Origin of the sequence: Microcoleus sp. B4-C1, assembly GCF_036705285.1 — a bacterium.
Taxonomy (GTDB): Bacteria; Cyanobacteriota; Cyanobacteriia; order Cyanobacteriales; family Microcoleaceae; genus Microcoleus.
In genome coordinates this window covers 1-24,579 of record NZ_JAUBUC010000093.1, presented here as the reverse complement: position 1 = coordinate 24,579, position 24,579 = coordinate 1, and the positions used below count along the sequence as shown (strand labels likewise).

General features: G+C 46.9%; 24 protein-coding genes and 1 pseudogene. 17 read left to right on the top strand and 8 right to left on the bottom strand.

Features of this window, described 5'->3' with window-relative positions; genetic code table 11:
• Both QUB26_RS26420 and QUB26_RS26415 read left to right on the top strand, forming a co-directional pair.
• Positions 1-217, top strand: a 217-nt coding sequence (locus QUB26_RS26420; RefSeq protein ID WP_333320354.1) for a hypothetical protein, incomplete at its 5' end; no start/stop codon positions are given.
• 30 nt (positions 218-247) lie between these two features.
• Positions 248-1,633, top strand: a complete 1,386-nt coding sequence (locus QUB26_RS26415) for a lipid-A-disaccharide synthase-related protein (RefSeq protein WP_333320352.1) — start codon at positions 248-250, stop codon at positions 1,631-1,633.
• 136 nt (positions 1,634-1,769) lie between these two features.
• On the opposite strand, the gene QUB26_RS26410 is transcribed toward QUB26_RS26415, so the two are convergent.
• A complete protein-coding gene (locus QUB26_RS26410; protein ID WP_333320349.1) occupies positions 1,770-2,561 on the bottom strand; it encodes a 2-phosphosulfolactate phosphatase family protein in 792 nt (263 codons plus the stop codon).
• Between the two features lie 89 nt (positions 2,562-2,650).
• Between QUB26_RS26410 and QUB26_RS26405 the strand changes: the two genes are divergently transcribed.
• Positions 2,651-3,544, top strand: a complete 894-nt coding sequence (locus QUB26_RS26405) for an EI24 domain-containing protein (RefSeq protein ID WP_333244690.1) — start codon at positions 2,651-2,653, stop codon at positions 3,542-3,544.
• Positions 3,545-3,547: 3 nt separating this feature from the next.
• On the opposite strand, the gene QUB26_RS26400 is transcribed toward QUB26_RS26405, so the two are convergent.
• Positions 3,548-3,802: a hypothetical protein gene (locus QUB26_RS26400; RefSeq protein ID WP_333058797.1), complete on the bottom strand. Its 255-nt coding sequence runs from the start codon at positions 3,800-3,802 to the stop codon at positions 3,548-3,550.
• Between the two features lie 306 nt (positions 3,803-4,108).
• Between QUB26_RS26400 and QUB26_RS26395 the strand changes: the two genes are divergently transcribed.
• The 4 genes from QUB26_RS26395 to QUB26_RS26380 all read left to right on the top strand — a co-directional run bounded on the left by QUB26_RS26395 (position 4,109) and on the right by QUB26_RS26380 (position 8,113).
• On the top strand, positions 4,109-5,614 hold the full coding sequence (locus tag QUB26_RS26395) for an MBOAT family O-acyltransferase (RefSeq protein WP_333245315.1): 1,506 nt from the start codon (positions 4,109-4,111) through the stop codon (positions 5,612-5,614).
• A gap of 10 nt (positions 5,615-5,624) precedes the next feature.
• On the top strand, positions 5,625-6,587 hold the full coding sequence (locus QUB26_RS26390; protein WP_333245318.1) for a hypothetical protein: 963 nt from the start codon (positions 5,625-5,627) through the stop codon (positions 6,585-6,587).
• Positions 6,588-6,748: 161 nt separating this feature from the next.
• A complete protein-coding gene (locus tag QUB26_RS26385; RefSeq protein WP_333245321.1) occupies positions 6,749-7,069 on the top strand; it encodes a DUF7873 family protein in 321 nt (106 codons plus the stop codon).
• A gap of 114 nt (positions 7,070-7,183) precedes the next feature.
• Complete coding sequence (locus QUB26_RS26380) at positions 7,184-8,113, top strand: serine/threonine-protein kinase (protein ID WP_333245324.1); 930 nt, start codon at positions 7,184-7,186, stop codon at positions 8,111-8,113.
• Here QUB26_RS26380 and QUB26_RS26375 read toward each other — a convergent pair.
• From QUB26_RS26375 to QUB26_RS26365, 3 genes are all read right to left on the bottom strand, one after another.
• On the bottom strand, positions 8,107-8,733 hold the full coding sequence (locus tag QUB26_RS26375; RefSeq protein ID WP_333055698.1) for a DnaJ domain-containing protein: 627 nt from the start codon (positions 8,731-8,733) through the stop codon (positions 8,107-8,109). The two genes, QUB26_RS26380 and QUB26_RS26375, sit on opposite strands and share 7 nt — an antisense overlap.
• A gap of 131 nt (positions 8,734-8,864) precedes the next feature.
• Positions 8,865-9,458, bottom strand: a complete 594-nt coding sequence (locus QUB26_RS26370; protein ID WP_333055699.1) for an ATP-dependent Clp protease proteolytic subunit — start codon at positions 9,456-9,458, stop codon at positions 8,865-8,867.
• A gap of 263 nt (positions 9,459-9,721) precedes the next feature.
• Entirely contained in the window at positions 9,722-10,381 is a 660-nt protein-coding gene (locus tag QUB26_RS26365; RefSeq protein ID WP_333199262.1) for an ATP-dependent Clp protease proteolytic subunit, read from the bottom strand.
• A gap of 405 nt (positions 10,382-10,786) precedes the next feature.
• Between QUB26_RS26365 and QUB26_RS26360 the strand changes: the two genes are divergently transcribed.
• From QUB26_RS26360 to thrB, 5 genes and pseudogenes are all read left to right on the top strand, one after another.
• Positions 10,787-12,022, top strand: coding sequence for a VWA domain-containing protein (locus QUB26_RS26360; RefSeq protein WP_333055701.1), 1,236 nt, complete (start codon positions 10,787-10,789; stop codon positions 12,020-12,022).
• A gap of 222 nt (positions 12,023-12,244) precedes the next feature.
• Positions 12,245-12,811: pseudogene (locus QUB26_RS26355) on the top strand (Uma2 family endonuclease).
• A gap of 3 nt (positions 12,812-12,814) precedes the next feature.
• Complete coding sequence (locus QUB26_RS26350) at positions 12,815-13,306, top strand: tetratricopeptide repeat protein (RefSeq protein ID WP_333246616.1); 492 nt, start codon at positions 12,815-12,817, stop codon at positions 13,304-13,306.
• Between the two features lie 52 nt (positions 13,307-13,358).
• Complete coding sequence (locus QUB26_RS26345; RefSeq protein WP_333320347.1) at positions 13,359-13,928, top strand: Uma2 family endonuclease; 570 nt, start codon at positions 13,359-13,361, stop codon at positions 13,926-13,928.
• Between the two features lie 87 nt (positions 13,929-14,015).
• Positions 14,016-15,083: a homoserine kinase gene (gene thrB / locus QUB26_RS26340; RefSeq protein WP_333320345.1), complete on the top strand. Its 1,068-nt coding sequence runs from the start codon at positions 14,016-14,018 to the stop codon at positions 15,081-15,083.
• Positions 15,084-15,506: 423 nt separating this feature from the next.
• Here the strand turns inward: thrB and QUB26_RS26335 are convergent, their stop codons facing one another.
• Entirely contained in the window at positions 15,507-16,754 is a 1,248-nt protein-coding gene (locus QUB26_RS26335) for a response regulator (RefSeq protein ID WP_333320342.1), read from the bottom strand.
• 466 nt (positions 16,755-17,220) lie between these two features.
• On the opposite strand from QUB26_RS26335, the gene QUB26_RS26330 reads away from it, so the two are divergent.
• Positions 17,221-19,914 (top strand): endonuclease MutS2, encoded by a 2,694-nt coding sequence (locus tag QUB26_RS26330; protein ID WP_333320356.1) that lies wholly within the window; start codon positions 17,221-17,223, stop codon positions 19,912-19,914.
• 159 nt (positions 19,915-20,073) lie between these two features.
• Positions 20,074-21,015: a site-specific DNA-methyltransferase gene (locus QUB26_RS26325; RefSeq protein WP_333320340.1), complete on the top strand. Its 942-nt coding sequence runs from the start codon at positions 20,074-20,076 to the stop codon at positions 21,013-21,015.
• On the opposite strand, the gene QUB26_RS26320 is transcribed toward QUB26_RS26325, so the two are convergent.
• Positions 20,978-21,529, bottom strand: coding sequence for a hypothetical protein (locus tag QUB26_RS26320; RefSeq protein WP_333320338.1), 552 nt, complete (start codon positions 21,527-21,529; stop codon positions 20,978-20,980). The two genes, QUB26_RS26325 and QUB26_RS26320, sit on opposite strands and share 38 nt — an antisense overlap.
• Positions 21,519-21,731 carry a helix-turn-helix domain-containing protein gene (locus tag QUB26_RS26315; RefSeq protein WP_242715747.1) on the bottom strand — a complete coding sequence of 71 codons (213 nt, stop codon included), beginning with the start codon at positions 21,729-21,731 and terminating at the stop codon, positions 21,519-21,521. Before QUB26_RS26315 ends, QUB26_RS26320 begins: the two co-directional genes overlap by 11 nt.
• A gap of 379 nt (positions 21,732-22,110) precedes the next feature.
• Here QUB26_RS26315 and QUB26_RS26310 point away from each other — a divergent pair, with 379 nt between their 5' ends.
• Genes QUB26_RS26310 through QUB26_RS26300 form a run of 3 tightly spaced genes read left to right on the top strand, consistent with a single transcriptional unit; the run spans position 22,111 to position 24,504 of the window.
• A complete protein-coding gene (locus QUB26_RS26310; RefSeq protein ID WP_333244719.1) occupies positions 22,111-22,716 on the top strand; it encodes a DUF3038 domain-containing protein in 606 nt (201 codons plus the stop codon).
• A gap of 47 nt (positions 22,717-22,763) precedes the next feature.
• Entirely contained in the window at positions 22,764-23,003 is a 240-nt protein-coding gene (locus QUB26_RS26305; RefSeq protein ID WP_333320358.1) for a hypothetical protein, read from the top strand.
• Entirely contained in the window at positions 22,909-24,504 is a 1,596-nt protein-coding gene (locus QUB26_RS26300) for a DUF4335 domain-containing protein (RefSeq protein ID WP_333320336.1), read from the top strand. The genes QUB26_RS26305 and QUB26_RS26300 overlap by 95 nt, the downstream gene beginning before the upstream one ends.
• The last annotated feature ends 75 nt before the right edge of the window (positions 24,505-24,579 follow it).

Here is a 24,579-nt window from a genome sequence, read left to right as displayed (position 1 = left end):
CCGCCCGTCCTTTCTGGACGGGCGGGACGCCCATCCCACAAATATGTGTAAATTATTTAATTCGCGATCCTTACTTCTTTTTTTCCGCTATGTAGTTCTCAAAAAAGTGAGGTATACCCACGCAGGCCGATGTCCGATGCCCGATGCCCGATGCCCGATGCCCGATGCCCGATGCCCGATGCCCGATGCCCGATGCCCGATGCCCGATGCCCGATAATATGAGAGACAGTTTTTGAGAGAGTTGGGATTGAAATTACTTTGCCTCAGTAACGGCCACGGAGAAGACGCGATCGCCCTTCGCATCTTGCGGGAACTGCAACAGCACCCGCATCCCCCAGAATTAGCCGTGTTTCCGCTAGTGGGCGAAGGGCAAGCTTTCGCTCAACTAGAAAACGCCCGCATCATCGGCCCGGTGCAGCGAATGCCTTCGGGCGGCTTTATTTACATGGACGGGAGGGAATTTTTGCGCGATGTCAAAGGCGGCCTGCTTCAGTTGACCATCGCTCAGTTTAAAGCCATCCGCGCTTGGGTGCGATCGCAACAACAGTCTGGAAATCAAGACGGCGTTATTTTAGCCTGCGGTGATATTGTACCGCTGCTGTTTGCTTGGCTGGGCGGCGCGCCCTATGCCTTTGTCGGTACTGCTAAGTCCGAGTATTATTTGCGGGACGAGGACGGGCCTCTGGGTCGCAAATCCAGGGTCTTTGGTGGGTGGAGTTGGTCGCGATCGGTTTATTTGCCTTGGGAGCGCTGGTTGATGACTCGATCGCGCTGTCGGGCCGTTTTTGCCAGGGACGCGCTCACCGCCGAGACCTTACAAAAGCTGGGAATTCCCGCTTACGATCTCGGAAACCCGATGATGGACGGACTCGAACCGGAAAACCCCGCTGGTTTTTACGGCCCTGACGCAGAGTTTCGGGAAATGTCGCGATCGCTCATCATCACCTTACTCCCCGGTTCTAGAGCGCCGGAAGCCTATGCTAATTGGCTGCTAATAGTAGAGGCTGTCGCCGGAATTTTATCCTTGTTTGCCGATCGCAAATTGTTATTTTTCGGAGCCATTTCTCCAGAGTTAAACTTAGAAGCTTTGCGACCTAGTTTAGAATTTTTCGGCTGGCGACAAGACGGGGAAACTAGAACGCAGCGGCCTGAAGGAAGTATTTTGCGGCCTCCTGTTTCTAGCGCTCAAGAAATTCAGCCAGAATCTCCTAATTTACTATTGCCCATGACATTTTTGCAGAGAAATGCCACGATGATTTTGACTCAGCAAAGTTTTAACGATTGTTTGTACGAAGCCGATTTAGCAATAGCAATGGCCGGAACGGCTACAGAACAATTTGTAGGTTTAGGAAAACCGGCGATCGCCATTCCCGGAAACGGGCCGCAATTTACTCCTGCCTTTGCAGAAGCTCAAAGTCGCCTGTTAGGCCCGTCATTAATTTTAGTCAAACATCCCGCCGAAGTTGCCGGCGCCGTGCAGTCTTTGCTCCGCGACCCCGACAGGTTGCAGCTAATCGCTGAAAATGGCTGGCGCCGCATGGGAGAACCCGGTGCAGCAGCCAGAATTGCCGAGTGTTTAATTCAGCGATTCGGCGGTGAATGCAGCAATTCTCAATTGCCTGCAATAGACTAGGGAAAAAACAATGTTTTGTCCCTACCGAGTATGTTTAATTCTACTGGCTTTTAAGGAATATTGTTCATTAACTACCTACTAATTTCCGTAGGGTGCGCCTAGGCGCACCTTACTAATACTGCATTCGCAGAAAATTTCAAGTCGCCGTTTTTTCTGAAGATTGAACCCAGAAATCAGATTGAGGAATTTTAAAATCAGACTTAACCAAAATTCCCGGTTCTCGCTGCATAGGCAGCACATCTAAAGTATCCGTTTGCGCGCAATATTTTAAATCTTCAATAACACCTAAACCGAGGAGGCGCTGACCGTGGCTGGCACGTTCCAACAATTCGTGCAACCGATCTTGCCAGTGCAAATAAAGAGCAATAGCCCCAAATACTTCATCGTTACCAGCAAAATCGCTCGCAGGAATACCGCTTTCTGCTAGCAGACTTTGGGCGATCGCACCAGCACAAACCGTATCTTCCAACGAATAACTTCCTTCCCAACCCGAACCCACAATCCAAATAGTTTCCGGCTGTTTATTTAACAAAAACTGCACCACAGATTTGCGGTTAATCAAAGCCGCCGTTAACACAGTTGCAGCAGCTTGCACTCTCTCCAGAGCCCGAGTACCGTTAGTTGTGCTGATAAAAATTCGCTTCCCAGTCACCTTTTCTGGCGTGCAGTCCAGCGGGGAATTCCCCATGTCAAATCCGTCAACTTTGCCGCCGCCGCGCTCTCCAGCGCGAATCCGCTGATCAGCAGGCCATTTTTCGCTCTCGGCCATTAGCTTATCTAAGTCGCTGAAAACTTGGACAGCTTCCGCCCCATTATTCAGGGCCGTTGCCATTGTCGTAGTCGCCCGCAGCACATCAACTGCGATCGCGCAAGCCGGCATTTTGTCGGCTGGCGTAAGTTCCGGGGTATGGTAAATAAAAAGCTTCACTTTTGGGCAACCTGCGATAAATCCTCATCAGTCATAATAATGGAAAATGGATAATAGAAAATAGAGTCGAGTCTTCAAAAGCAGAAAATATGTCAAAACAGTTAAATTCAAACCCCGCCCACGCCGCCATTACCGCACCAATTGGACTCCTGGCAGGTTTCACCTATCCTTTGCGAGCTTTCACGCTGATTTTGCAAACTCCCAAGCTGTGGACTTATGTATTAGTTCCCGTGGTGCTAAATTTTATAATTGGTATTGGTCTTTATTTAAGCTTGCTATTTCCCAGTTTGGCTGGGATAGATGTTTTAGTTGCCGATTTGTCCGTCCGATTTAATGCTCTAATTGCGAGTTTTCCCGCTTGGCTGAGCTTTCTCGGCGTGTTAACAGTTGCTTTCGGCTGGCTGCTGCGCGTACTCCTAGTGTCAGGACTTTTGCTGATAATTGGATTTTTGTTAGTGCAGTTTGGCGTGATTTTAGGTTCGCCCTGGTACGGCAAACTTTCCGAACAATTGGAACTGCTGCGGAACGGTCAATTGCCCGCAGAAGCACCAATGAATTTGGCGAGTAGTTTTGGGGATATTCAAAGGGCGATCGCCTTTGAACTGCGAAAACTACAAATTTTGTTGAGCGTCGGTATACCCCTGCTGCTGCTAAATTTTATTCCTGGTGTCGGCTCTATTCTTAGCAGTTTGGGTGGCGTAGCTTTGGGCGCGACTATTGTCTGTTTGGACTTTTTAGATGCACCTTTGGAGAGGCGCAGGCGACCTTTTCAGGAGAAGTTGGAGATAATTTGGGCGAGTTTGCCCGCCAGCGGGAGTTTTGGTTTGGTTTGTTTGGGTTTGGTGAGCATTCCGCTGTTGAATCTGTTGGCGATTCCGCTGTGCGTGACGGCGGGAACTTTGTTTTTTTGCGATCGCATTTGGCCGGCCCGCTTTGCCCCAGAAGAAAGAAAGAGCGATCGAGAAACTAACATTACAACTTAAAAACTAGGGAGATGCTTCTTCCTTCGGCTGACTCTGGGAGTTAAGGCCCAAAAACGGGCTTAAAAACAGCCAGCTAATGAAGAAAAATGATGCTGTAAATAGCTGGACAATATCGATCGCCGACAAATATCCGTCAGATAAGAGTGCAATAGTTCTATCTGTCAGCCCGAATATCCAAGAGAGAATCCCAAACAGCCAAATGCCTTTTTGGAGCATGGGCAAAAATGCTGAAACTTCGGAGTTTTGCTGCTTGTTCATTGATTTAGCCCTTGTTTGCGAAAAGTCTGATTAACCGGGCACCCCAAGGGCTTAAGGATTTTTAGTGTCTCCTCGGATTCCCTTTGTTATCTATATGTTAAGAAATGTTTCCCGAAATGACAACGCGCCCTGGGAGGTATTTCCGCATCTATCTCAAGAGGTAGTCGCAGCCCCAACAAACAGTGATATTTGCTACACTTTGGTAGGATGCGCGATCGCGATCGGGTTCTGGGCTAGTCTTGCCATTAGTCCCAGGCGGTTGATATAGTGGGTCACAGGCTACGTAAAAGAGCGAAATCACAAATTATGTTATTTAACAGTATTGAATTTTTAGTATTTTTTGCGATTGTTTTCGCCATATATTATTTCCCTCCGTTGCAAAAATTGCAGGTTCCCATCCTGATAATTGCCAGCTTTATTTTTTACAGTTGGAGCGCCCCCGCACTGTTGCTGATCCTGCTACTCTCCATTCTTATCAACGCTACAATCAGCTTTCAAGTTGCCCGGATTTCTGGCAAGAAACAGCGATTTTTTTGGGCTTTATCGGGAGTCGTTCTCAATGTATTAATTTTGAGCTTGTTTAAATACGCTGGTTTGCTAACTAACTTTGTTACCGATGTTTTTAATATTGCTCGCTCCGAAGGCAGCATTGCTTATTTATTCTTAAAATTGCCTCTGCCTATCGGCATTTCTTTCTACACATTTGAAGGCATAAGTTTAATCGTAGACGTACTGACTCAAAAAAACAAAAGCGAAACCGAAGCAAACGCTTACGTCTCGCCCAACTTCACCCAACACCTGCTAAATACTTCATTTTTTATTAGCTTTTTCCCCAATTTACTGTCAGGCCCGATTTTAAAATCCAAGACTTTTTATCCCCAGATTGTTCCTAAATACTTTAAAGATATTCCTTGGAATTTCATTTTTCGCTCGCTCGTTGTCGGCTACTTCCTAAAAATGGTCATCGCCGACAACTTAAAAGACTATACCTTCTGGATCAGCTTTCCCTACTACCAAGGATTTGGAACGATTACCAACCTGACACTGCTGTTTGGCTACTCAATCCAAATTTTCGCCGATTTTGCCGGTTACTCCTTAATTGCGATCGGTTTTGCAGCCGCTTTGGGTTACAGAATTCCCGACAACTTCGACTTTCCTTACATCTCTCGTTCCCTCTCCGAATTCTGGAGAAGGTGGCACATTTCCCTCTCAACTTGGCTCCGAGATTATCTATACTTTCCCCTCGGCGGAAACCGCAAAGGCAGAATCAGAACTTATGTTAACTTAATGATAGTAATGACTTTAGGAGGATTATGGCATGGGGCTGCTTGGAGTTATGCAGTTTGGGGAATTTATCACGGCTTGGGTTTAGCCGTAGAACGCTTTTTTGGCTTCGACAAATCCAAAAACAAATTGCCAGAACCAAATCAAGCAAAAACCAAACCAATCTGGCAGCAATTATTATTGGACAGCCTTAGCGTTTTAGGCATTTTCTCTTTTGTTTCCGTGGGATGGCTGCTTTTCAAACTGCCTCGATTTGAAGAAGCGGTTGACTTCGCAGTTACTTTAGTTCGCAACTATAAAATCAAGCCCGGTTGGAGTCACATTATTCCGACGCTAATTTTTTCGTTACCAGTAGTGATTTATCACATTCCCCATTTTCCCACTTGGCAAAATCTGATGAAACAGGATTCAAATAAAAACGGCCAAAAAGTCTGGAGCGTTTATCAAGATTTAGCTTTAGGAATTATGCTAGCAATGATATTCCTCAACAGTGGCAGCTCGAAACAATTTATTTATTTCCAATTCTAGAAGGTGTTCTATGTTTGTCAAATTCCCGTTGCGACCGATTTTGCGCCCGGTACTAATTTTTCTGTTTATAATGAGTTTTTATCAAGCGCTCGTCAGCGGCGGAGTTTTGCCTGCTTCCGATGGAGTTAGCCTGCTTCAAAATAATATTGTTAAAACTCAAAGGTATGTATATCAGGATAATTCCGATCTAAAAATGGTAATGGTAGGTAGTTCTCTAGCTGCAAACCTTAATATTAAAGACATTGGAGAGGGCGTAAAGAGCATAGCCTTGGGGGGAGGAGCGAGCCAAACAGGTTTAGAAATAGTTAAAAGAAGTAAAACCAAGCCTCCTATTGTTTTGGTGGAAATTAACGATACTATTGTTCGGAAAATAGATACAGAATTAATGGATTCTTTGTATCATCCTCTTTTTTATTGGTTACGCCAGTATCTACCAATGATGAGAGAGGAATACCGTCCGATTAGCATTTTTGTGGATGTTTTTAAAAGTCGATCGAAGCCGAGTCAAAAAGTGACGCGAGAGGCTCTAGACAGATTAGAAGGTCGATATCTTACTCCCGACTTATCCCAAAAAGCTATCCAAACGATAGTAGATATTCAAAGTCAACCTTTGTCTGAACAAGATGCAGAAGCTATAAAAAAAGAAGCTGAGTTTATTAAAATTCAAATCGCAGAAATCCAAAAAAATAGCGGGGCAAAAGTAGTTTTATTTGACATACCGCAAGAGTCACGAGTTAACGCTGCAATCAGGAGAAAACAAGTCCAAGAATTGGCTAAAAAGCTGTTCCCGTCCGATCGTTTTGAGTGGCTGCCACCCCCGAAAGAGCGAGAATGGCGTACCAATGATGGCATCCACTTGATCCGCAGCGACGCTAGAGATTTTGCCGAGTTTTTGAGAGATAAATTGCTGAGTACGGTAGCGACGGGCTCTGTTGGCACCGCGCCTAGAAAAGAAAGCTTGTACTTTTTTTGAAGTGTGGCATACTACATAATGATCAAGTCTGGTTAAAGAACGATCGTGAGGTTTGTACTGATGAGGGAGAGTTATCAAAGCCCTAAAAGCCACAGCATAAACAATTTGATGATCAGTATCAACCCGGCTTGATATGAGTTCAGCGTCAATAAAATCGAACAATGGCACGCTTAAATCAGATTATTGCGATCGAAAAAGGCATCAAAAGCCGATCCGTCCAAGAACTCGCAGAAGCTCAAAAAGCACTCCAGAAGCCCGCTGTGCTTTCTGGAATCTCCCGTACATACCGCCCCAAAGACGAAGAAGGCGAACAACTGCCGCCAGAGTCCAAAAAAGTTGAAGTCAAAGCCGAAGAGATTATCCGCAAAACGACTGAATTTTTGACCAAACTCTTCGACGTAACCGCAACCAAAGATTGGACAAATTGTAGCGCCCGCGCTGACATAACTGTAGACGATCAGAACTGCTGGGTTTTATGGTAATTTATCAATCAAAGTGATACGACTTCCCCAAAAAAGAATGCAAAACCAAGCTCTAAACCGATACAGCGTCAGTCATTTCCAATCTAAAATCTAAAATCTAAAATCTAAAATGGTATGATTTACTGCATCAATCCTCAATGCGAACAACGCGAAAATCCTGCTGCTGCTCAAAATTGTCAGGCTTGTGGCACGGATTTGTTAATTGCCGATCGCTATCGTATCCTTAAACCAGTGCGATCGCCCAATCCCGCACGCCCCACAGACATCTTTGAAGTTGAAGATTTGGGAACCGGGGAAAACGAATGGGGCACTGTCAAAATTTTAAAAGTCTTGAAACACGCCCACAACCCCGATTTAGTTCGCTTGTTCAAGCAAGAAGCGCGAGTTTTGATTTGGCTGGCCGGAAAGGGATCTGTTCCCCAAGTCGAACCAGACGGTTATTTCCCAATTAAAATCCCCCAGAACTTCCAGAAATTGTCTTGTTTGGTGATGGAAAAAATTAGCGGAGAAAACTTGGCAGAATTATTAACTAAAAAACACTACGTTTCTCAAAAGCTCGCCCTTGATTGGCTGCAACAAATGCTTCAGATTTTGCAGGAAATCCACAGATATCATGTAGTGCATCGGGATATTAAACCATCCAACCTGATGGTTGAAGCCAAGGGAAAATTGAGATTAATTGACTTCGGCGCCGCCACAGAAGCAGAGATAGAGACAGCACCCATAGGTTCTGCTGGATACGCTGCACCGGAACAAATTCTAGGTAAAGCAGGCGTGCGATCGGACTTTTTTGCCCTAGGGCGTACTTTTGTACATTTATTAACAGGCATAGAGCCGATCGACTTTCCCGTTAATGAAAAAACTGGTAAAATTAATTGGAGGAACCAGGCTGTAGATATTGACCCGTTACTTCTAGAGTCGATCGACGAATTGATGGAACCGCTACCAGAAAACAGACCTGAAAATACCCAAGTTATTTTAGAAAAATTAAAAATTCACGACGCAGACCCCCTGCAAAAGGGGGACGCAACATCGCTTCAATAAATCTCTTCCAACCTGCGAAAATCCCGCTCAACTTCCGCCCACAAAGCCCGATTGTGAGGGTCAGTTTTCACAGCCTTTTTCAAATAAATTCTCGCCTTATCAACCTGCTTTTCTCCGATCAAATGCCGTCCCCAGCGCTGATAGGCGATCGCCTGCCACTGACGCACCTCCAAATCTTCGGGAACCCGCTGGGCCAAACCCTCAATCAAGGCGATCGCCCGCGGGAACCTGTGATATTTCAGCAACTGCTGCAACTCAACATAAGCATCTTGCTTTAACTTTTGTTCCACCGCCGACAGATCCGCATGAGATTGAACCGCAGCCTCTTTTCGAGTCACCTTAACTGCCTGCGGTTGAGCTTTCACCCCCCGATCCGGCGGTGTCGAACTAGGCGGCACAGTGGAATTGGCAACTTTCGACTCCGCAACATGGTGGGGGGCAACATTCACCAGGAACTTATAAGCCTCAGTAATAGCAATAAACTTATTTTTAGCCTGTTCGTTTCCCGGATTCACATCGGGGTGATACTGTCTCGCTAACTGCCGATAAGAGGTCTTAACTTGCGATAAACTCGCACCTAACCTCAGCCCTAACTGTCGGTAATAATCTGCAATATCCATCTAGCATGAATGAGCGTTGATAATTCCATTAAATATGGCAGAATCCTTCAATGTAAAGATTCTGCCAAAATTTACCGAAAAACTGGGTTGTAGTGCGAGGCTTGCCCGCACTACGGTAGCGCAAAAATAACTTACGGACGATCTTCGATCACTCTGTCAATCAAGCCGTATTCCTTGGCTTCCTCAGCGGACATGAAATAGTCGCGATCCATGTCCTTCTCGATTTTCTCGATCGGCTTGCCAGTATTCTTAGCATAGATACCGTTGAGTTGGTGGCGCAGTCGCAGAATCTCTTTGGCCTCAATCTGAATATCCGTTGCTTGTCCCCGCGTGCCCCCAGAAGGCTGGTGAATCATGATTCGCGAGTGAGGCAAAGCTAACCGTTTCCCCTTCGCACCGGCAGCTAACAGGAAAGAACCCATCGAAGCAGCCAAGCCCACACAAATCGTCACCACGTCTGATTTAATGTGCTGCATGGTATCAAAAATAGCCATGCCTGCCGACACCATCCCGCCTGGGGAATTGATGTATAAAATAATATCCTTACCTGAATCTTCCGAATCAAGATAGAGCATCACAGCGATGATTTGATTGGCAATTTCATCGTCAACGTCCCTGCCCAAGAAAATAATCCGTTCCCGGTAGAGGCGATCGTAGATATTAATCCACTGAGTATCATAACCCCCCGGCATCTTGTAGGGAACTTTTGGCACACCGATAGGCATAATTCGGAACTCCGTTTAGTTGGTAATTGGTAATTGGTAATTGGGAATTGGGCATCGGGAATTGGGTATTGGGCCTTGGGGAATGGGGAATCGGTAATTGGGAATCGGTAATTGGGAATTGTTAGTCATAAAAAGACTATTGAATAACTAACCAGGGTAGAAACTACTAGCCATTAACCCTTAATTATTACTCATGCCGATTCCCCATTTCCTATTACCCATTCCCGCTTCCCCATTCCCCATTCCCCATTTCCAATTCCCAGTTAGATGACTCCAGCCGGCAGCGGTTTCGGCAATTCTTCAGAACTTTCAAGAACGCGATCGATCAAACCGTATTCTTTAGCTTCCTGGGGCGTCAGGTACAGCAACCGATCCATATCTTTAGTAATCTTTTCGATTGGTTGGCCAGTACAGCTTGCAAAAATATCAAGCATCGTCGCTTTATTTGCCAGCACTTCCTTAGCGCGAATTTGAATGTCGCTTGCTTGACCCCGCGTGTAAGCCTTGGGTTGGTGCAACACAATGGAAGCGTGGGGCAAACTCGCTCGAAAGCCTTTTGTACCAGCCGCTAACAGCATCGCAGACATCCCCATTGCCGAACCGAGGCAAATAGTGTGTACGGGCGGCTTAATGTACCTGATCGTATCGCAGATAGCGAAGGCTTCTGTTTCAAAGCCGACGGGTTCGCCACTGTAACCAGAAGTGCCGGTCGAGTTGATGTAGATTTTGATCGGCTTCTCGGGGTCTTCGTACTGCAAGAACAACAGTTCAGCAATAATCAGTTCTGTTACCGCAGGCACCAGAGGCATCCCCAGATAAACGATCCGCTCCTTCAGCAACAGGGATGGCAAATCGGGAGGTGGCGTCCGAGAGTTCCCTTCCCCGTAGTATGGCGATTGCACTGCTTTAATGGGTGTGTTCATCAGAAAAATGAGTCTGAAACCCCGTCCTTCTAGGACGGCTTTACATTGGATTGGGGTGGAGGGGTATGGTTGCCCCTCCGTGGAGATGTGGTCTTCTCCCAAACTCCCTTACGGGTAAAGTTAGCTTCGCCAATGTTTTGAGAGCTTGTTAAACTTGCAGCACTGTTTCAGTGACCTTAAAACTGTTTAACTGCAAATGACAGGGCAGGGGACTAGCTTCGCATCCCAGGGTGTCATGACTCAAAAAACGTAGACCTCGAAAGTCTTAGGCCCGTCAGGACGGCTCGCAAGAATCTCTTACAAGCCTCATGCACTTAGGCTGAGGTTCCTGACATAACCGAAATGTTGCCTGAACTGATGGAGCTATTCTTAAAGAAATAGTAACGCAATCTTTAGGTATCCCGCATGAAAGTTAGTTTGCTCCCGGTTTTAAACGACCCTAACCTTGACGCTGCAGCGCCCTCGACGCAGCGCCAGCTAGCGATTTCGGTGTCTGCGACGGCAAGCTCGATCGACTCCAGCGTACCCTTAAACCTGTGCCTGATTCTCGACCACAGCGGTTCGATGGGCGGACGCCCCTTGGAAACAGTCAAACAAGCCGCCGGACGGTTGCTGGACAGGTTGAAGCCCGGGGATCGCTTTTGCGCGGTGGCTTTCGACCACAAAGCCAAAGTCCTCGTCCCCAATCAAATTGTGGGAGATCCCAGCAGTATTAAACGGCAAATTGAGCAATTGCGATCGGCCGGTGGCACAGCAATTGATGAGGGCATTAAGTTAGGTATTGAAGAGTTGGGCAAAGGCAAAAAAGAAGCTATATCTCAGGCGTTTCTGCTGACTGACGGCGAAAACGAACACGGCGACGACAGCCGCTGTTTGAAGTTGGCTAAATTGGCTGCCGACTACAACATGACTTTAAATTCTCTAGGATTTGGCGATAACTGGAACCAGGATATTTTGGAAAAGATTGCTGATGCTGGTGGCGGTGCTCTGGCTCACATTCAGCGTCCCGAAGATGCGGTTGACGAGTTTAGCAAACTATTTACTCGCATCCAAGGTGTAGGTTTGACTAATGCTTATTTGCTATTTTCACTGATGCCAAAAGTACGGTTAGCCGAACTCAAACCGATCGCCCAAGTTGCCCCGGATACGATCGAATTACCGGTACAGCAAGAGGGCGATCGTTTTATGGTACGCCTGGGAGATTTAATGAAGGATATAGAGCGAGTAGTTTTGGCTAATATTTATATTGGACAGTTGCCCGAAGGTACACAGGCGATCGGGCAATTGCAAATTCGCTACGACGATCCGAGTGTCGGCCAAGGTTTGCTTTCCGATCCTGTTGCACTTTCCGCTAATGTCGTGAAAGTTTATCAGCCGGCACTTAACCCAATGGTGCAGCAGCACATTTTAGCTTTGGCTAAATACCGCCAAACTCAACTGGCCGAAACTAGATTGCAACAGGGCGATCGAGCCGGCGCGGCGACAATGCTGCAAACTGCAGCTAAAACTGCTCTGCAAATGGGCGATAAAAGTGCCGCAACTGTGCTCCAAACCTCTGCTACTCGCTTGCAGTCTGGCGAACAATTGAGTGAAGCCGATCGCAAGAAAACTCGGATTGCTTCTAAAACTATTTTGAAGTAATCGCGCGATTTTAAATTTTCAATAATTTTAAATTGGGCGATCGGACAATTTGGCGATGCGAAATCGCCCCTACAAAAACGAAACCCGCGCCCAGGCGGGTTTCAATATTCTGAGTCTCGCCTGCAAAAAGCGAAAGTCAGTGTAGCCGGATTGTTTCAAGCTGTGGAGCGACAAGAAGCTCGATCGTTTAGAATGTTTGTATCACCTATCAAGACTGCTTGTATGAACCAGACAATATCTGATAAAGTACGCTGGACTACCGCCGATTTAGAACTATTGCCAGATAACGGCGATCGTTATGAAATTATTGATGGAGAGTTATTTGTGACATGGGCAGCACACTGGAATCATCAAGAAGTTTGTGGTAACATTTGCATAGAGTTAAATAATTGGTCACAAAAAACAGGATTATGAGAATCAGTAATTAGTCCAGGAGTTGTTTTTACAGATGTAGATTGTGTTATTCCTGATGTGGTTTGGATTAGCAATGAACGCTTGGCTATCTTGCTAGACGAAGCAGGCCATTTAACCGCCGCACCCGAGTTAATTGTTGAAGTATTATCCCCCGGTGCAGACAATGAAAGACGCGATCGAGATTTGAAACTCCGACTCTATTCAGTGCGAGGAGTACAGGAATACTGGGTTGTGAATTGGCAATTGCAGCAAATAGAAGTTTATCGCAGGGAACAAGCAAGTTTAAGGCTCATTGCTACGCTGTTGAGCAATGATGAACTAACTTCCCCTTTGTTGCCCGGTTTTAGTTGTTCTGTCGCTCCAATTTTTGCCTAAATTATGAAATCATCATTTTACAATTTAATTGCTACTATAGGAATCTTGACTATCTTGGGTAATGTATCCCCTGCTGTTTCTGCTGAATCTTCAGCTTTAATAGTTCAAAGAACTCTTGTTCAAAATACCGCTGAAGACTTATTTAACAGCGCTTTAGCCAAATCAGAAGCAGGAGACATTCAAGGGGCGATCGCCGATTACACGGAAGCCATCCGCCTCAACCCGAACTACGCCAAAGCCCACAACAAACGCGGCATCATCCACGGCCGCAATCTCAAAGATTACCCCGCAGCTAAAGCAGATTTCGATCGCGCAATTGAAATTAACCCCAACTACGGCGACGCCTACTACAACCGCGCTAGAGTCCGCGAGTTCTTAGAAGACAAACCGGGGGCGATCGCCGATTATCAAAAAGCAGCGGAACTTTATCAAAAAGACGGCAATACCAACGATTATCAAGATGCCATACAGCATCTTGAAATGCTGCAAGAATAAATGGCTTTTTAAAACATGGTAGAATATGATTAGTCTTTAACAAATAAACACTATGGTTGCCACCAAAAGTCATAACTACGCATCCCCGGAAGACTATTTAGAAGGCGAAAAAATTAGCCCCATAAAACACGAATACAGACAAGGCGAAATTTATGCAATGGCAGGAGCAAGTGATGCCCATGAAACTATTTGCATCAACTTAGTAAACTTGCTCACAACTCATGTTAGAGGCAGAGGCTGTCGCATCTATGGGGGAAACATGAAAGCCAGAATTGAGCAAGCCGACGTGTTTTACTATCCCGACATCATGGTGACGTGCGATGAAAGAGATAGAAGCCTGGAATATTTCAAACGCTACCCGCGCTTAATCGTAGAAGTTCTATCTCCAACAACAGCAGCATTCGATCGCGGAAATAAATTTGCCGACTACCGCACCTTAGAAACTTTACAAGAATACGTACTTATTGACCAAGAAAGAATAAGTGTAGAATGTTACCAGCGCAATGCAGAAGGGCGCTGGGAACTTTACCCTTACGCTGAGGGCGAAGAAGTTCGCTTGGCTAGCGTAGACTTTCAATGCCCGATCGCACAAATTTACGAAGATGTTCTAGGAATCAGTTAAAATAGTCGATCGCACAAACACCAAAAAACCATCTGTGTTCATCTGCGTTCATCTGCGGTTAAACACTCCAAATTAACTATTCAAAAAATGCCCGAAACTTCCACCGTCACCGTCACCGTACCCGCCACAACCGCCAACCTAGGCCCAGGATTCGACTGCATCGGCGCCGCTTTAAGCCTCTACAACCGCTTCCAATTCTCCCGACTCGAACCCTCAGCAACCGATAAATTAAAAATTACAGTTACAGGCCAAGAAGCCGCTAAAGTCAAGACAGATGACAGCAATCTCGCTTATCTAGCCTTTGTCAAGTTATACGATCGCCTGAACCAATCGCCGCCCCCTGTAGCGATACATATAGATATGCAAGTTCCGCTGGCTAGAGGTTTAGGAAGTTCCGCCACAGCTATTATCGGTGGGTTAGTCGGTGCAAATGAGTTAGCCGGTGCGCCTTTGAGTCAGGTGGAAGTGATGCAATTGGCGATCGAACTTGAAGGCCATCCCGACAACGTTGTCCCCGCTTTACTGGGAGGTTGTCGCCTCGCTGCTAGCAATCCACCCCCCCAACCCCCCCTTAGTAAGGGGGGGCTAAGAGAAGAATTCCCCCTCCGTGAAGCGGGGCTAACAGAACAATCACCCTTAGATTTAGATGCGGAAATTCTACCATCACCCCCCCTTAGCAAGGGGGGGCAGGGGGGGGGTTCCTGGGAGATTTGCGATATTCCCTGGCATCCAAATATTGTGCCCGTGGTAGCCATCCCCGATTTTGAACTTTCTACAGCCGAAGCCCGCAAAGTTTTGCCAGCAGATTACAGTCGGGCTGACGCGATTTTTAATGCTGCACACCTCGGTTTGCTGGTGCGGGCTTTGGAAACTGGCAATGAAAACTGGCTGCGCTGCGCCCTCCAAGACAAAATTCACCAGCCTTACCGCCAATCTCTGATTAAGGGATATGAAGCGGTGCAACAAGCTGCCCTGAATGCAGGGGCTTGTGGGATGGTAATTAGCGGTGCGGGGCCGACGCTTTTGGCTTTAACGGATGTGGGTAACGCTGAGGCGGTTGAGAAAGGGATGGCGGCTGCTTGGGGGGAATTTGGGGTAAAGGCTGATGTAAGGGCGATCGGCCTCGATACTCAAGGCGCGCAAGTCTCCCTTTAGTTATTCCACTCCTAGACACACAACATCTACATAACCGTGTTTTGTAGGGGCAACCCCCCGTGGTTGCCCCTCTCCGTGGAATTATTCATATTTCTATTCTCTTCCTCTCTCCTTCAAATCTCTTGAAGATCAACTCAAGTCTCTTCTCGATAACTTCTGCCATTCCCTCTACAAAATTTTACATTAAAAAAAAAGGCAGTCATTGTAGGGGCGGATTCACCATAATCTCAGGCTAAAACCAACAATCTCAAAAATCCGCCCCCACCAACCGTAAATACTATTAAGGATCGCGAATTAAATAATTTACACAAGTTTGTGGGGAGTAGGGGTTGGGCACTCTTAGCCAGCCCTTTCTGGACGGGCTTTCAGGCCCATCCCACAAGAACCATCACGCATTGTAAGTTATTTAATTCTCATTCCTAATTAACTGTGACGCAGCGGAATCTCTATCTGAATTTTAGTGCCTTTACCCGGTTCGGAAAAACACTTGAACTCTCCTTTGTGCTGCTCTACAATTATCCGATAGCTGAGAGCAAGTCCCGATGATATGGGTGGTTCCGCAGGTTGTGATCCCAAAAATGGATCGGAAATTTCGGCTGTGGTATCTTTGCTATGTGCGATGTCGTTATCAGCAATCTCAATCGAAATTCGCTGAGCATCGACTACCTGAGTGGTAATCAAAATCACGGGCTTAAATTTGATTGATTCCAACTCCTCCAACTCTTGAGCCGACTCTTCCAAAGCATCGATCGCGTGATTGATGATATTCAGAAAAGCTTGATTGAGCAGACCTGCATAACACTCAATCTGTGGCAAATTGCCGAATTGTTTGATCACCTTGATGTCTCGCCTTCCCTCGCGAGCCGGCAAGCGGTGCTGCAACAACAACAGAGTATTTTCTAAACCGTCGGAAACATCAAATAACTGCCAGCCCGATCGATCGCTGCGGGAAAAATCCTGTAGCGACAAGATTATTTGGCGGATGCGATCGCTCCCGGTACGCATGGAACTCACAATTTTTAATAAATCGTCGAGTACGAATTCCACATCCATATCTTGCTGCTTTTGCAGAATTTCCGCTCCGGGATTGACTAGCTCTTTTTGATACAATCGCAGGAGTTCAATTAAATCGGTTGCGTAGCTTTGGACGTGAGTTAGATTGCTGTAAATAAAAGTAATGGGGTTGTTAATTTCGTGGGCTATCCCAGACACCAATTCGCCCAAACTAGACATTTTTTCATTTTGCAGCATTCGATCGCGCGACAGATCCAATTCTTGCTGGGTTAACTCCAACCGCGCCCTCAACTCGCGCGATCGCTTAGACGCGCGCACCCGCGCCAATAATTCCTGCTTAACTATCGGTTTAAACAGAAAATCGTCAAAGGGCGCATCCAATGCTTGAACTTCATCAAATTGCTCCGGTGTTGTCAGCAGAATAAAATAGGCTGCCGCCAATTCTCGCTCGGCTTTCACCAGCCGGCACACCTCCAAAAAGTTGATTTGAGGCGAAGTCCCGTCGCAAATTATCGCATCGGGGGACAATTCCTTCGCCAAGTCTAAACCCTCCTTGTCGTCGGAAACGACTCTCACCTGATGTCCCTCTTGGCTGAGTAACTCTTTCACAACTTGAAAAGTCACAGTATCCGCGATGATCGCCAGAATCTTTGCCATACTTCTACCACCTCCACAAATTACTTTTTAGGATACAACCGCCAGAATTGCGCTGACAGATTTAAAATTCCAAAATAGTTCAATTACATCAAAAAACAGCCCATGCCCGCTCCCTCAAAACCCAAAATAGCCCATACCATTTTAGATTTTATGTTTTAAAGTAAAAAATTGGGAATAACTTACCGTATAATAATAGTTGGGAGCTTGCCTACAGTTGCATATCTTTTGGGGACTGGTATCACGAGAAGGTATAATTTTAGACGGGCAATGCAAAAATGCAAATTTTCTCCTTCGTAATTAATGTTACATCAGAGCTTTCTGCCGAAAGACTGCTGAGGGCGATCGCAGATACTTTCTCAAATTGCGCCAGGAAACAATAAAAAACTTTAAAATCAATTAATAGTATCGTTAAATTCACCTTCTCGGTCAGCGCCTGAGAATGCCAATTACCAACACCACCTCAACTTTGATTCAAGCCGAAACACTAGAACTATTAGAATGGCCGCGCCTGTGTCAGCACTTGGCTACCTTCGCGGCCACCAAACTCGGCGTCGCCGCCGCCCTCGACCTCGCAATCCCGGCAACTCAAGCTCAAACAGCCGAACTCCTCGCCCAAACTCAGGAAACTTATCAGTTAGAGAGCCGCGCTGGCGGTGCTTTGAGTTTTGAAGGAATCCAAGACATCGGCACTTCTCTGCAGCGAGCCGAACTCCAAGGTTTGCTCAGCGGCGAAGAATTGCTGGCAATTGCTACTACCCTCGCCGGAGCAAGGCAATTGCGCCGGATAATTGACTCTCAGGCAGATGTGCCGACGCTCAAAGAACTAGCAGCCCAATTGCGGACGTATCCCGAACTAGAGCAAGAAATCCATCGCTGTATAGACGATCGCGCTCAAGTAGCAGACAGAGCAACTCCTAAATTAGCAGGAATTAGAGTTCAAATGCGACAGTTGCGCGATCGCATTTATCAAATATTGCAGGGGATTTTGCAGCGCCAATCCAACGCAGTACAAGAACAGCTAATTACCCAAAGAAGCGGACGCTTTGTCATTCCCGTTAAAGCTCCCCAAAAAGATGCCATACCGGGCATCGTTCACGACTCCTCGGCCAGCGGCGCGACACTGTACGTAGAACCCCACAGCACAGTCAATCTTAACAACCAAATGCGGCAGTTTCTCAGGCAAGAACAAGCCGAAGAAGAAGCAGTTCGCCGCGCCCTCACCGAGCAAGTCGCAGCAGTAAAACCCGATTTAGACAGATTGGTGGTGGTAGTTACAACTTTAGATTTAGCGGCGGCTAAAGCGCGTTATAGTTTTTGGTTGCAAGCAAATCCGCCGAAATTTATCGAATTGGGAGAACCTGAATTAGCACCAAAAAATCCCGAAAAAGAAGATGAGGAAAAAGAAGAGGAGGAAAACTCAGAAAACAGTCAATTATTAATTCGCAACTTGCGATCGCAAATTACCCTGCGCCAGTTGCGCCATCCTTTATTAGTTTGGCAGCAACAGCACGAGCAAGGCTTTCCAGTCGTGCCGGTCGATTTAACGATCGGGCCGCACATCCGCGTCGTCGCCATCACTGGCCCCAACACGGGCGGCAAAACTGTCACCCTCAAAACCTTGGGATTGGCAGCTTTAATGGCGAAAGCAGGAATGTTTGTTGCCGCCCGCGAACCCGTAGAATTGCCTTGGTTCGACAATATTTTGGCTGATATTGGTGACGAACAATCTTTGCAGCAAAGTTTGTCTACTTTCTCCGGCCATATCCGCCGCATCAGCCGCATTTTAGAAGTTTTACACAATAAATCGCAGGCTGAAGGGGAAGAAAATTCCAACCTTCCAATTACTAATTCCCAACAGCAAGACGAAGAAGTCATAGATACACAGAGCACAGTTTCTGCTCTCCCAATTCTCAAACCTAAATTAAAAATTCCTCAACCCCAAATCCCAAATCCAAATTACCAATTACCAATTCCCAAATCTTTAGTTTTGTTAGACGAAGTAGGAGCGGGGACAGACCCCTCAGAAGGCAGTGCATTGGCGATCGCCCTGTTGCAATATCTCGCCCAACATTCCCTATTAACAGTTGCAACTACCCACTTTGGGGAACTCAAAGCCCTCAAATATCAAGACTCCCGCTTTGAAAATGCCTCAGTAGAATTTGACGACAATTCCATGCAGCCAACCTATCGCTTGCTGTGGGGAATTCCCGGACGTTCCAACGCCCTCACCATTGCCAAAAGACTCGGTTTGCTAGCATCCATAGTCGAAGAAGCTCAAACCTATGTCGGGGGAGCGTCTCAAGATGTTAATCAAGTGATTGCTGGACTCGAAGCACAGCGCCGGAAACAGGAAACCAAGGCCAGAGAAGCAACTCAACTGCTACACCAAACCGAAAAACTGCACAGAGAAGTTTCTCAAAAAGCAGCCGCTTTGCAAGAGCGGGAGCGAGAACTAAAAATAGCTCAGGAAGTGGCTGTAAATGAGGCGATAGGGTCGGCAAAATCAGAAATTGCTCAAATCATTCGTCGCTTGCAGTCGGGCAATCAGACGGCTCAAAATGCCCAACAAGCGACAGAAACCTTAAATCAAATTTCCCAAAAACACCTGCCTTCTCGACAGCAACCGGCTAAACCCAAACCGAGTTTTATGCCGAAAGTGGGCGATCGCATCCGCATTCCCAGCTTGGGCCAAACCGCCGAAGTCCTCAGCGGCCCCGATGCTAACGAAGAGTTGAGCGTTCGGTTTGGGATTATGAAAATGACTGTCAAACTAGGAGAAATTGAATCCCTAGACGGTCAAAAACCCGAAACTAAAGCTCAATTAGCCAAGGTAGCAGCCCAAGCACAAGCACTCGCTACGGCGAAAGCTAAGCAAGCAGCGGCGGAACCTGCAAAACCCAATCCCGAAATCGCCATTCGCACTGCTAATAATTCGATCGACCTGCGGGGTGCCAGAGTCTCAGACGCAGAAATCGAAATAGACAGAGCTCTTTCCAAAGCCGTGGAATACGGAGTCCTGTGGATAATTCACGGCAAAGGTACGGGACAGTTGCGGCGCGGGGTTCACGAGTTCCTCGCGAATCACCCGCAGGTTTCCCGCTTTGAACTCGCCAGTCAAAAAGAAGGGGGTGGAGGTGTGACGGTGGTTTATTTGAAATAGTCAGGATTTACGCATTTCCGGTTGACTCGTAATTATATAGTTGTCTGCAGCAAAATAAGTCGCAACGAACATATCATACTGATGCAACCGGAATGGATACTAGACTGCAAATGTGGCATAATTAAGAGTTGATTTACCACTTTAGTAACTGCCTTACTAATGAAAAAAACTCCCTCAAATGAAGTTTTGGTTGGCGACTGTCGTGAAGTGATGAAGACATTGCCAGAAAATTATATTTCTGCGTGTATCACTGACCCACCTTATAATTATGAATTTATTGGTCATAAATGGGATGACTCAGAAATTCAAAGGCGTATTGAAAGAGTCAATGGCAAGGGAAATAAAACCCTTGTTAAAAACATTCCCTATGGCAGTGGTTTAGCAGGTGGAGTCAGAAACAAAAAATGGTATCAAAGGAATCGTAACAACACTCTGGATTATGAAAAGTGGTGCTTTGAGTGGGGTGAGCAGCTTTTTCGGATCTGCAAACCGGGTGCGACAGTTTTAGTTTTCAACAGCACACGAACGGTTGCTCACGTACAAGTAGCACTTGAAAGTGCTGGTTTCTATGCGAGAGATATTCTTGTTTATAAAAGATCCAGTGGTATCCCTAAAGGTGTCAATATCAAACAACAGTTAGAGAAGAAAGGATATGAAAATTCTGAAAAATGGGATGGTTGGCACAGTTGTCTGAGGAATGAATGGGAAGCAATCTGCGTACTTCAAAAACCACTGGTCAATAATTACTTGGAAACTCTACAGGAGTATGGTACTGGTCTATTTTATACTAAAGATCAGTTTGGTGGTTTTCAGTCAAATATTTTAGAAGGTATACAGCGTGAGAAAACCGAGGAGTTTAACGTCCATTGCACAGTTAAACCAATCGCTCTAATGAGACAACTGGTCGAAATATTTGTACCGCGTTTGGAAAATTCTATTCTAATCGATCCTTTCGCAGGATCTGGAACCACATTGCTGGCGGCGCAAGAATTTGGCATTAGGTATGTTGGCATTGAAATAGTACCTGACTACATAGAGATTATCAACAAGCGCCTTGATAGTTTCAGCGGTATACAGGGAATTCTCCCACTTTTTCAATAAGAAATGACTTTAAATCAAACCCGCTTATTGTTTTTATGAACTCAAACGAATCGTCCCCAGTGTAAACTTTCCAAGTGCCTACTTGGCACGCTGTAATAGCTGCGGGCAAATTATCTTTTCTAAGAATTAAAAATACGGGTTCGTAATTATAAGTACGAAGTAGTGGGCCATAAGATTTGAACTTTTGCAGTGTTCCAGAATCTCCTGAGCCAATACGATATTTTGTATCTATTGCGTACCCATCAACAATCAGATCGCACGGCTCATCGCTTCCAACTTTAAATGCTGGCTGAAAGCTACTGCAATATGTTTTACACGTTTCAGTAACTAACAATTGCCAACACATACCTAACTCACGTCCCCAATATTGCCTATTTTCTTTTTTAATTATAGGAGAAATACCAAACACATCCATTAAAATATCGTGTTCTTCATTCTCTTCTGCATAAATTTTATCGGTAAATGAGTTTTGGTATCTTGCTAAAATTTGCTCTAGTCTTCTTTCAGTCATCATCAATTACCAGATCGGCTAGACTAACGGATAATGCCTTGGCTATTTTGCTGGCATTAAGTAGCGTTATATTCCTTTCACCTCGTTCAACTGAACCAATATAGGTGCGATGTAATTCAGATAGTTCTGCAAGCTGATCTTGGGAAAGATTTCTGAGCTTTCGGAAATGTCTAACTTTTTTACCAAATTGCTCCGTAATATCCATAGATGGCGCCAGATGAAGCAATGACAACTATAATCTGACAGACTATAAGTAGCGACAGACTATAAGTAGCACTCGCACTCGCTCTCGCTAGGAGCGATATAAGCCCCGATAGTTTCAAAGCACTGATTTGATTTCGGTCACTGTGTGGCGTAGGATGGTTAGAAGTAAAAATCTCTGGGTTTTGCGGATTGCGATCGATCGAACTTGAAACCGCAACTTTTCACCCGCAACTCCGTCCAGCAGTTAGGATTGCCGGAATCAAAGCAACGAGCTATGGAGACAAATTAACAGATGTGCTGTTGCCGGGCCGTAAAGCTTTCATCACTGCATACTGTTTGATATCCTGCCTCAACCTGTCTTAATTTCCCGTGCTGAAGCCATGCGCTCGACCGTAAAGCCCTCCGCTCCCACAAACGAAACGGGCCCATCTCCCAACTGGGCAGAATTGACCCAAAAAGCACCAGAACCTACCCAGTTGGACAACATTAAAGCCCAACTGGATTTAGTGCTGTTAGCCCTAGAAGCGCTGGCAGAAATTGGCTCAGAGGCGATGCTCAAGGTAGCAGCCGAACTGAATTTAGAGCCAATGGTAGCCGATCGGGTAGCTTTGTGGCGGCTGCGCCAATCTAACCCGCTGCGGAAAGGCCACGGAGGGCGCAAAAAACTAGATGTGGAGGAAGCTCGATCGCTCGTTTTGATAAGCTGTCATTTGGCAAAACAGCACCAAGCTTTAATCCGCCGCGCTGTTGCTTTGCTCGAACAAATGGCAGAACAAAACCGCGAACCTCACACCATCGCTTTGCTGGGAGATTATATTGACAGGTTCAGCAACACTTATGGCTCGCGCATGGAAGATGGAGAAAATTTATCGGCCCGAGAGTTGACTGATTTGGCCCTCAAACTCCTGATCGATTTGCTGTTTTACAGCAGTCCCGGCGGCCACCGCCGCCTCTGGCTGGCTCTTCTAGACCGTGCTAAGAATTAAGCTAAGCATCATGGGAACGAGAATGACAAACATCGGGAACAGGCAAGATGCCTGTTCCACCAAAAAATTTATTTGTTGTGGAACAGGCATCTTGCCTGTTGCTAAAAAAGCTTGTTGAGAATACTGCCAAATATCAGATAAAACATAGTTATTCCCTCTTCCTTCTTCCCTCTTCCTTCTTCCTTCTTCGCCATGGTTCTCAAACGGTACACGCCCCCCACTTGCACGCTGGAAATTACAGCCAAAAGTTCGCCTCTATCTCGCTGGGCGGGCCAACCGGTGTTTAAATCTTTAAGTTTTGAGCTGCGACTCGACGACCCCAGGCTGCCAGATACCGAACACGTTACTCTCAGGGGCGATCGAATTCAACTCGAAACCCTCCACGAAGCTGTCAGCAACTACGTCCAAAACTTGCTCGGCGCATCCCGCGATTGGGAAAGCAACCTCAACTCTCAAACCGATGGTACCGCAGCAGGCCCAGACACGCCAGAAGTCGGCAGTAATGCCCTTATATTCGATCGAGCCGTCAACACTTCCGAACTAGCAACCTCCGCCCCAAACACAGCCTACCTTCCGGTTCCCCCCCGCTTAGAACCCCGCGGCTTGCTTGCCCATAACTTGTTTTTAGGCTCTTTGAGCGCCGCAGAATCCGGGCCAGTAGTTCCCTTGAGCACCCTGCAACTGTTTGACTTGGCCACAGCACTAGATGACTGCGCCGCCGAAGTGATGGCGCTTCCCAACCTCAACCGCGAGTCCCGACGGCCACTGTCCTCACCCTGGCTTAAGGTGGCAGCATTGCTGGTCGCGGGCGCCGGTCTGACGACAGGAACTATCAAAATGCTCGATCGAACCGCCACCTCCCCGCAAACCGCCTCAGCCCCCGCCACAGCCCCCACCAATCCACAATTGAGCACCGCTCCAGGAAACCCCCAGCTAGCAGCAGGCGCATCCCCCAGTCCTGTTCCCGCCCTACCGACACCCCCAGCACCAACACCCGCAGCCACACCCGCTTTACCACCGCTGCCGCCCCCGCCTATCAACACCGCTGCCTCCCCCAGCCCCAGCTTGCCCCCCCTCGCCCTCGCGCCAACTCCAGCCACCAACAGACCCAGCCCTATCCAGCAGCCACCCCTGCTATTTCCCGCCAACGGCAGCACAGCCAGCGCCCCACAGAGCGCCCCAGCTTTCCCTCAAGGGTCAACTATCACTATTCCCGCCCCCGAAGAACCGCCCATTTCCGTCCCCCAAGCACCCGCACCAGTACCCTACGTGCTGCCCCCCCTACCGCCGAGACTAGCTCCCGCCGTACCTCCCCCCCTGCCGCCCTCCCTGTCTGCTTCCCGATTTCCCGTTCCCCCGCCGCAAACCTTCCCCAGCCCCATCGAGCCGATTGTCCCCCCCGCCAGTACCGAACTCCCAGCCCTTGAGGACGCTCAACCGAGTGCCGAGTCTGAGGACGACAACCAGGTGGCGGCAAGCAGAAAAAACCACACTTTATTTGATACAATTCCTCAAGTTTCAGAAGCTAGAACTTACTTTGAGGAACGTTGGAAGCCTCCAGAAGGAATGGAACAAACTTTGGAATACAGCGTGCTGATCGATGAAAATGGGTCAGTTGAAAGTATTATGCCGATGGGAAAAGCAGCAGCAGATTATATCGAGCAAACTAATATGCCATTAGCCGGCGAGCCGTTTGTTTCTGCTGTTTCTAATGGAAAAAACCCTAAAATTCGAGTTGTTTTGCGACCGAACGGTCGAGTACAAACCTTTTTGGAAGAGAGTGATTAGGAATGAGAATTAAATAACTTCCACAAGGAAAGTGGGATGGGCGTCCCGCCCGTCCAAAAAAGACGGGCGGGACGC

Excerpts from the sequence above, each read along its gene's own strand:
- QUB26_RS26405 (WP_333244690.1), top strand. The coding sequence starts at position 2,651 with ATGTCAAAACAGTTAAATTCAAACCCCGCCCACGCCGCCATTACCGCA.
- QUB26_RS26400 (WP_333058797.1), bottom strand. The coding sequence starts at position 3,802 with ATGAACAAGCAGCAAAACTCCGAAGTTTCAGCATTTTTGCCCATGCTC.
- QUB26_RS26395 (WP_333245315.1), top strand. The coding sequence starts at position 4,109 with ATGTTATTTAACAGTATTGAATTTTTAGTATTTTTTGCGATTGTTTTC.
- QUB26_RS26390 (WP_333245318.1), top strand. The coding sequence starts at position 5,625 with ATGTTTGTCAAATTCCCGTTGCGACCGATTTTGCGCCCGGTACTAATT.
- QUB26_RS26385 (WP_333245321.1), top strand. The coding sequence starts at position 6,749 with ATGGCACGCTTAAATCAGATTATTGCGATCGAAAAAGGCATCAAAAGC.
- QUB26_RS26380 (WP_333245324.1), top strand. The coding sequence starts at position 7,184 with ATGATTTACTGCATCAATCCTCAATGCGAACAACGCGAAAATCCTGCT.
- QUB26_RS26375 (WP_333055698.1), bottom strand. The coding sequence starts at position 8,733 with ATGGATATTGCAGATTATTACCGACAGTTAGGGCTGAGGTTAGGTGCG.
- QUB26_RS26370 (WP_333055699.1), bottom strand. The coding sequence starts at position 9,458 with ATGCCTATCGGTGTGCCAAAAGTTCCCTACAAGATGCCGGGGGGTTAT.
- QUB26_RS26365 (WP_333199262.1), bottom strand. The coding sequence starts at position 10,381 with ATGAACACACCCATTAAAGCAGTGCAATCGCCATACTACGGGGAAGGG.
- QUB26_RS26360 (WP_333055701.1), top strand. The coding sequence starts at position 10,787 with ATGAAAGTTAGTTTGCTCCCGGTTTTAAACGACCCTAACCTTGACGCT.
- QUB26_RS26350 (WP_333246616.1), top strand. The coding sequence starts at position 12,815 with ATGAAATCATCATTTTACAATTTAATTGCTACTATAGGAATCTTGACT.
- QUB26_RS26345 (WP_333320347.1), top strand. The coding sequence starts at position 13,359 with ATGGTTGCCACCAAAAGTCATAACTACGCATCCCCGGAAGACTATTTA.
- thrB (WP_333320345.1), top strand. The coding sequence starts at position 14,016 with ATGCCCGAAACTTCCACCGTCACCGTCACCGTACCCGCCACAACCGCC.
- QUB26_RS26335 (WP_333320342.1), bottom strand. The coding sequence starts at position 16,754 with ATGGCAAAGATTCTGGCGATCATCGCGGATACTGTGACTTTTCAAGTT.
- QUB26_RS26325 (WP_333320340.1), top strand. The coding sequence starts at position 20,074 with ATGAAAAAAACTCCCTCAAATGAAGTTTTGGTTGGCGACTGTCGTGAA.
- QUB26_RS26320 (WP_333320338.1), bottom strand. The coding sequence starts at position 21,529 with ATGATGACTGAAAGAAGACTAGAGCAAATTTTAGCAAGATACCAAAAC.
- QUB26_RS26315 (WP_242715747.1), bottom strand. The coding sequence starts at position 21,731 with ATGGATATTACGGAGCAATTTGGTAAAAAAGTTAGACATTTCCGAAAG.
- QUB26_RS26310 (WP_333244719.1), top strand. The coding sequence starts at position 22,111 with ATGCGCTCGACCGTAAAGCCCTCCGCTCCCACAAACGAAACGGGCCCA.
- QUB26_RS26305 (WP_333320358.1), top strand. The coding sequence starts at position 22,764 with ATGCCTGTTCCACCAAAAAATTTATTTGTTGTGGAACAGGCATCTTGC.
- QUB26_RS26300 (WP_333320336.1), top strand. The coding sequence starts at position 22,909 with ATGGTTCTCAAACGGTACACGCCCCCCACTTGCACGCTGGAAATTACA.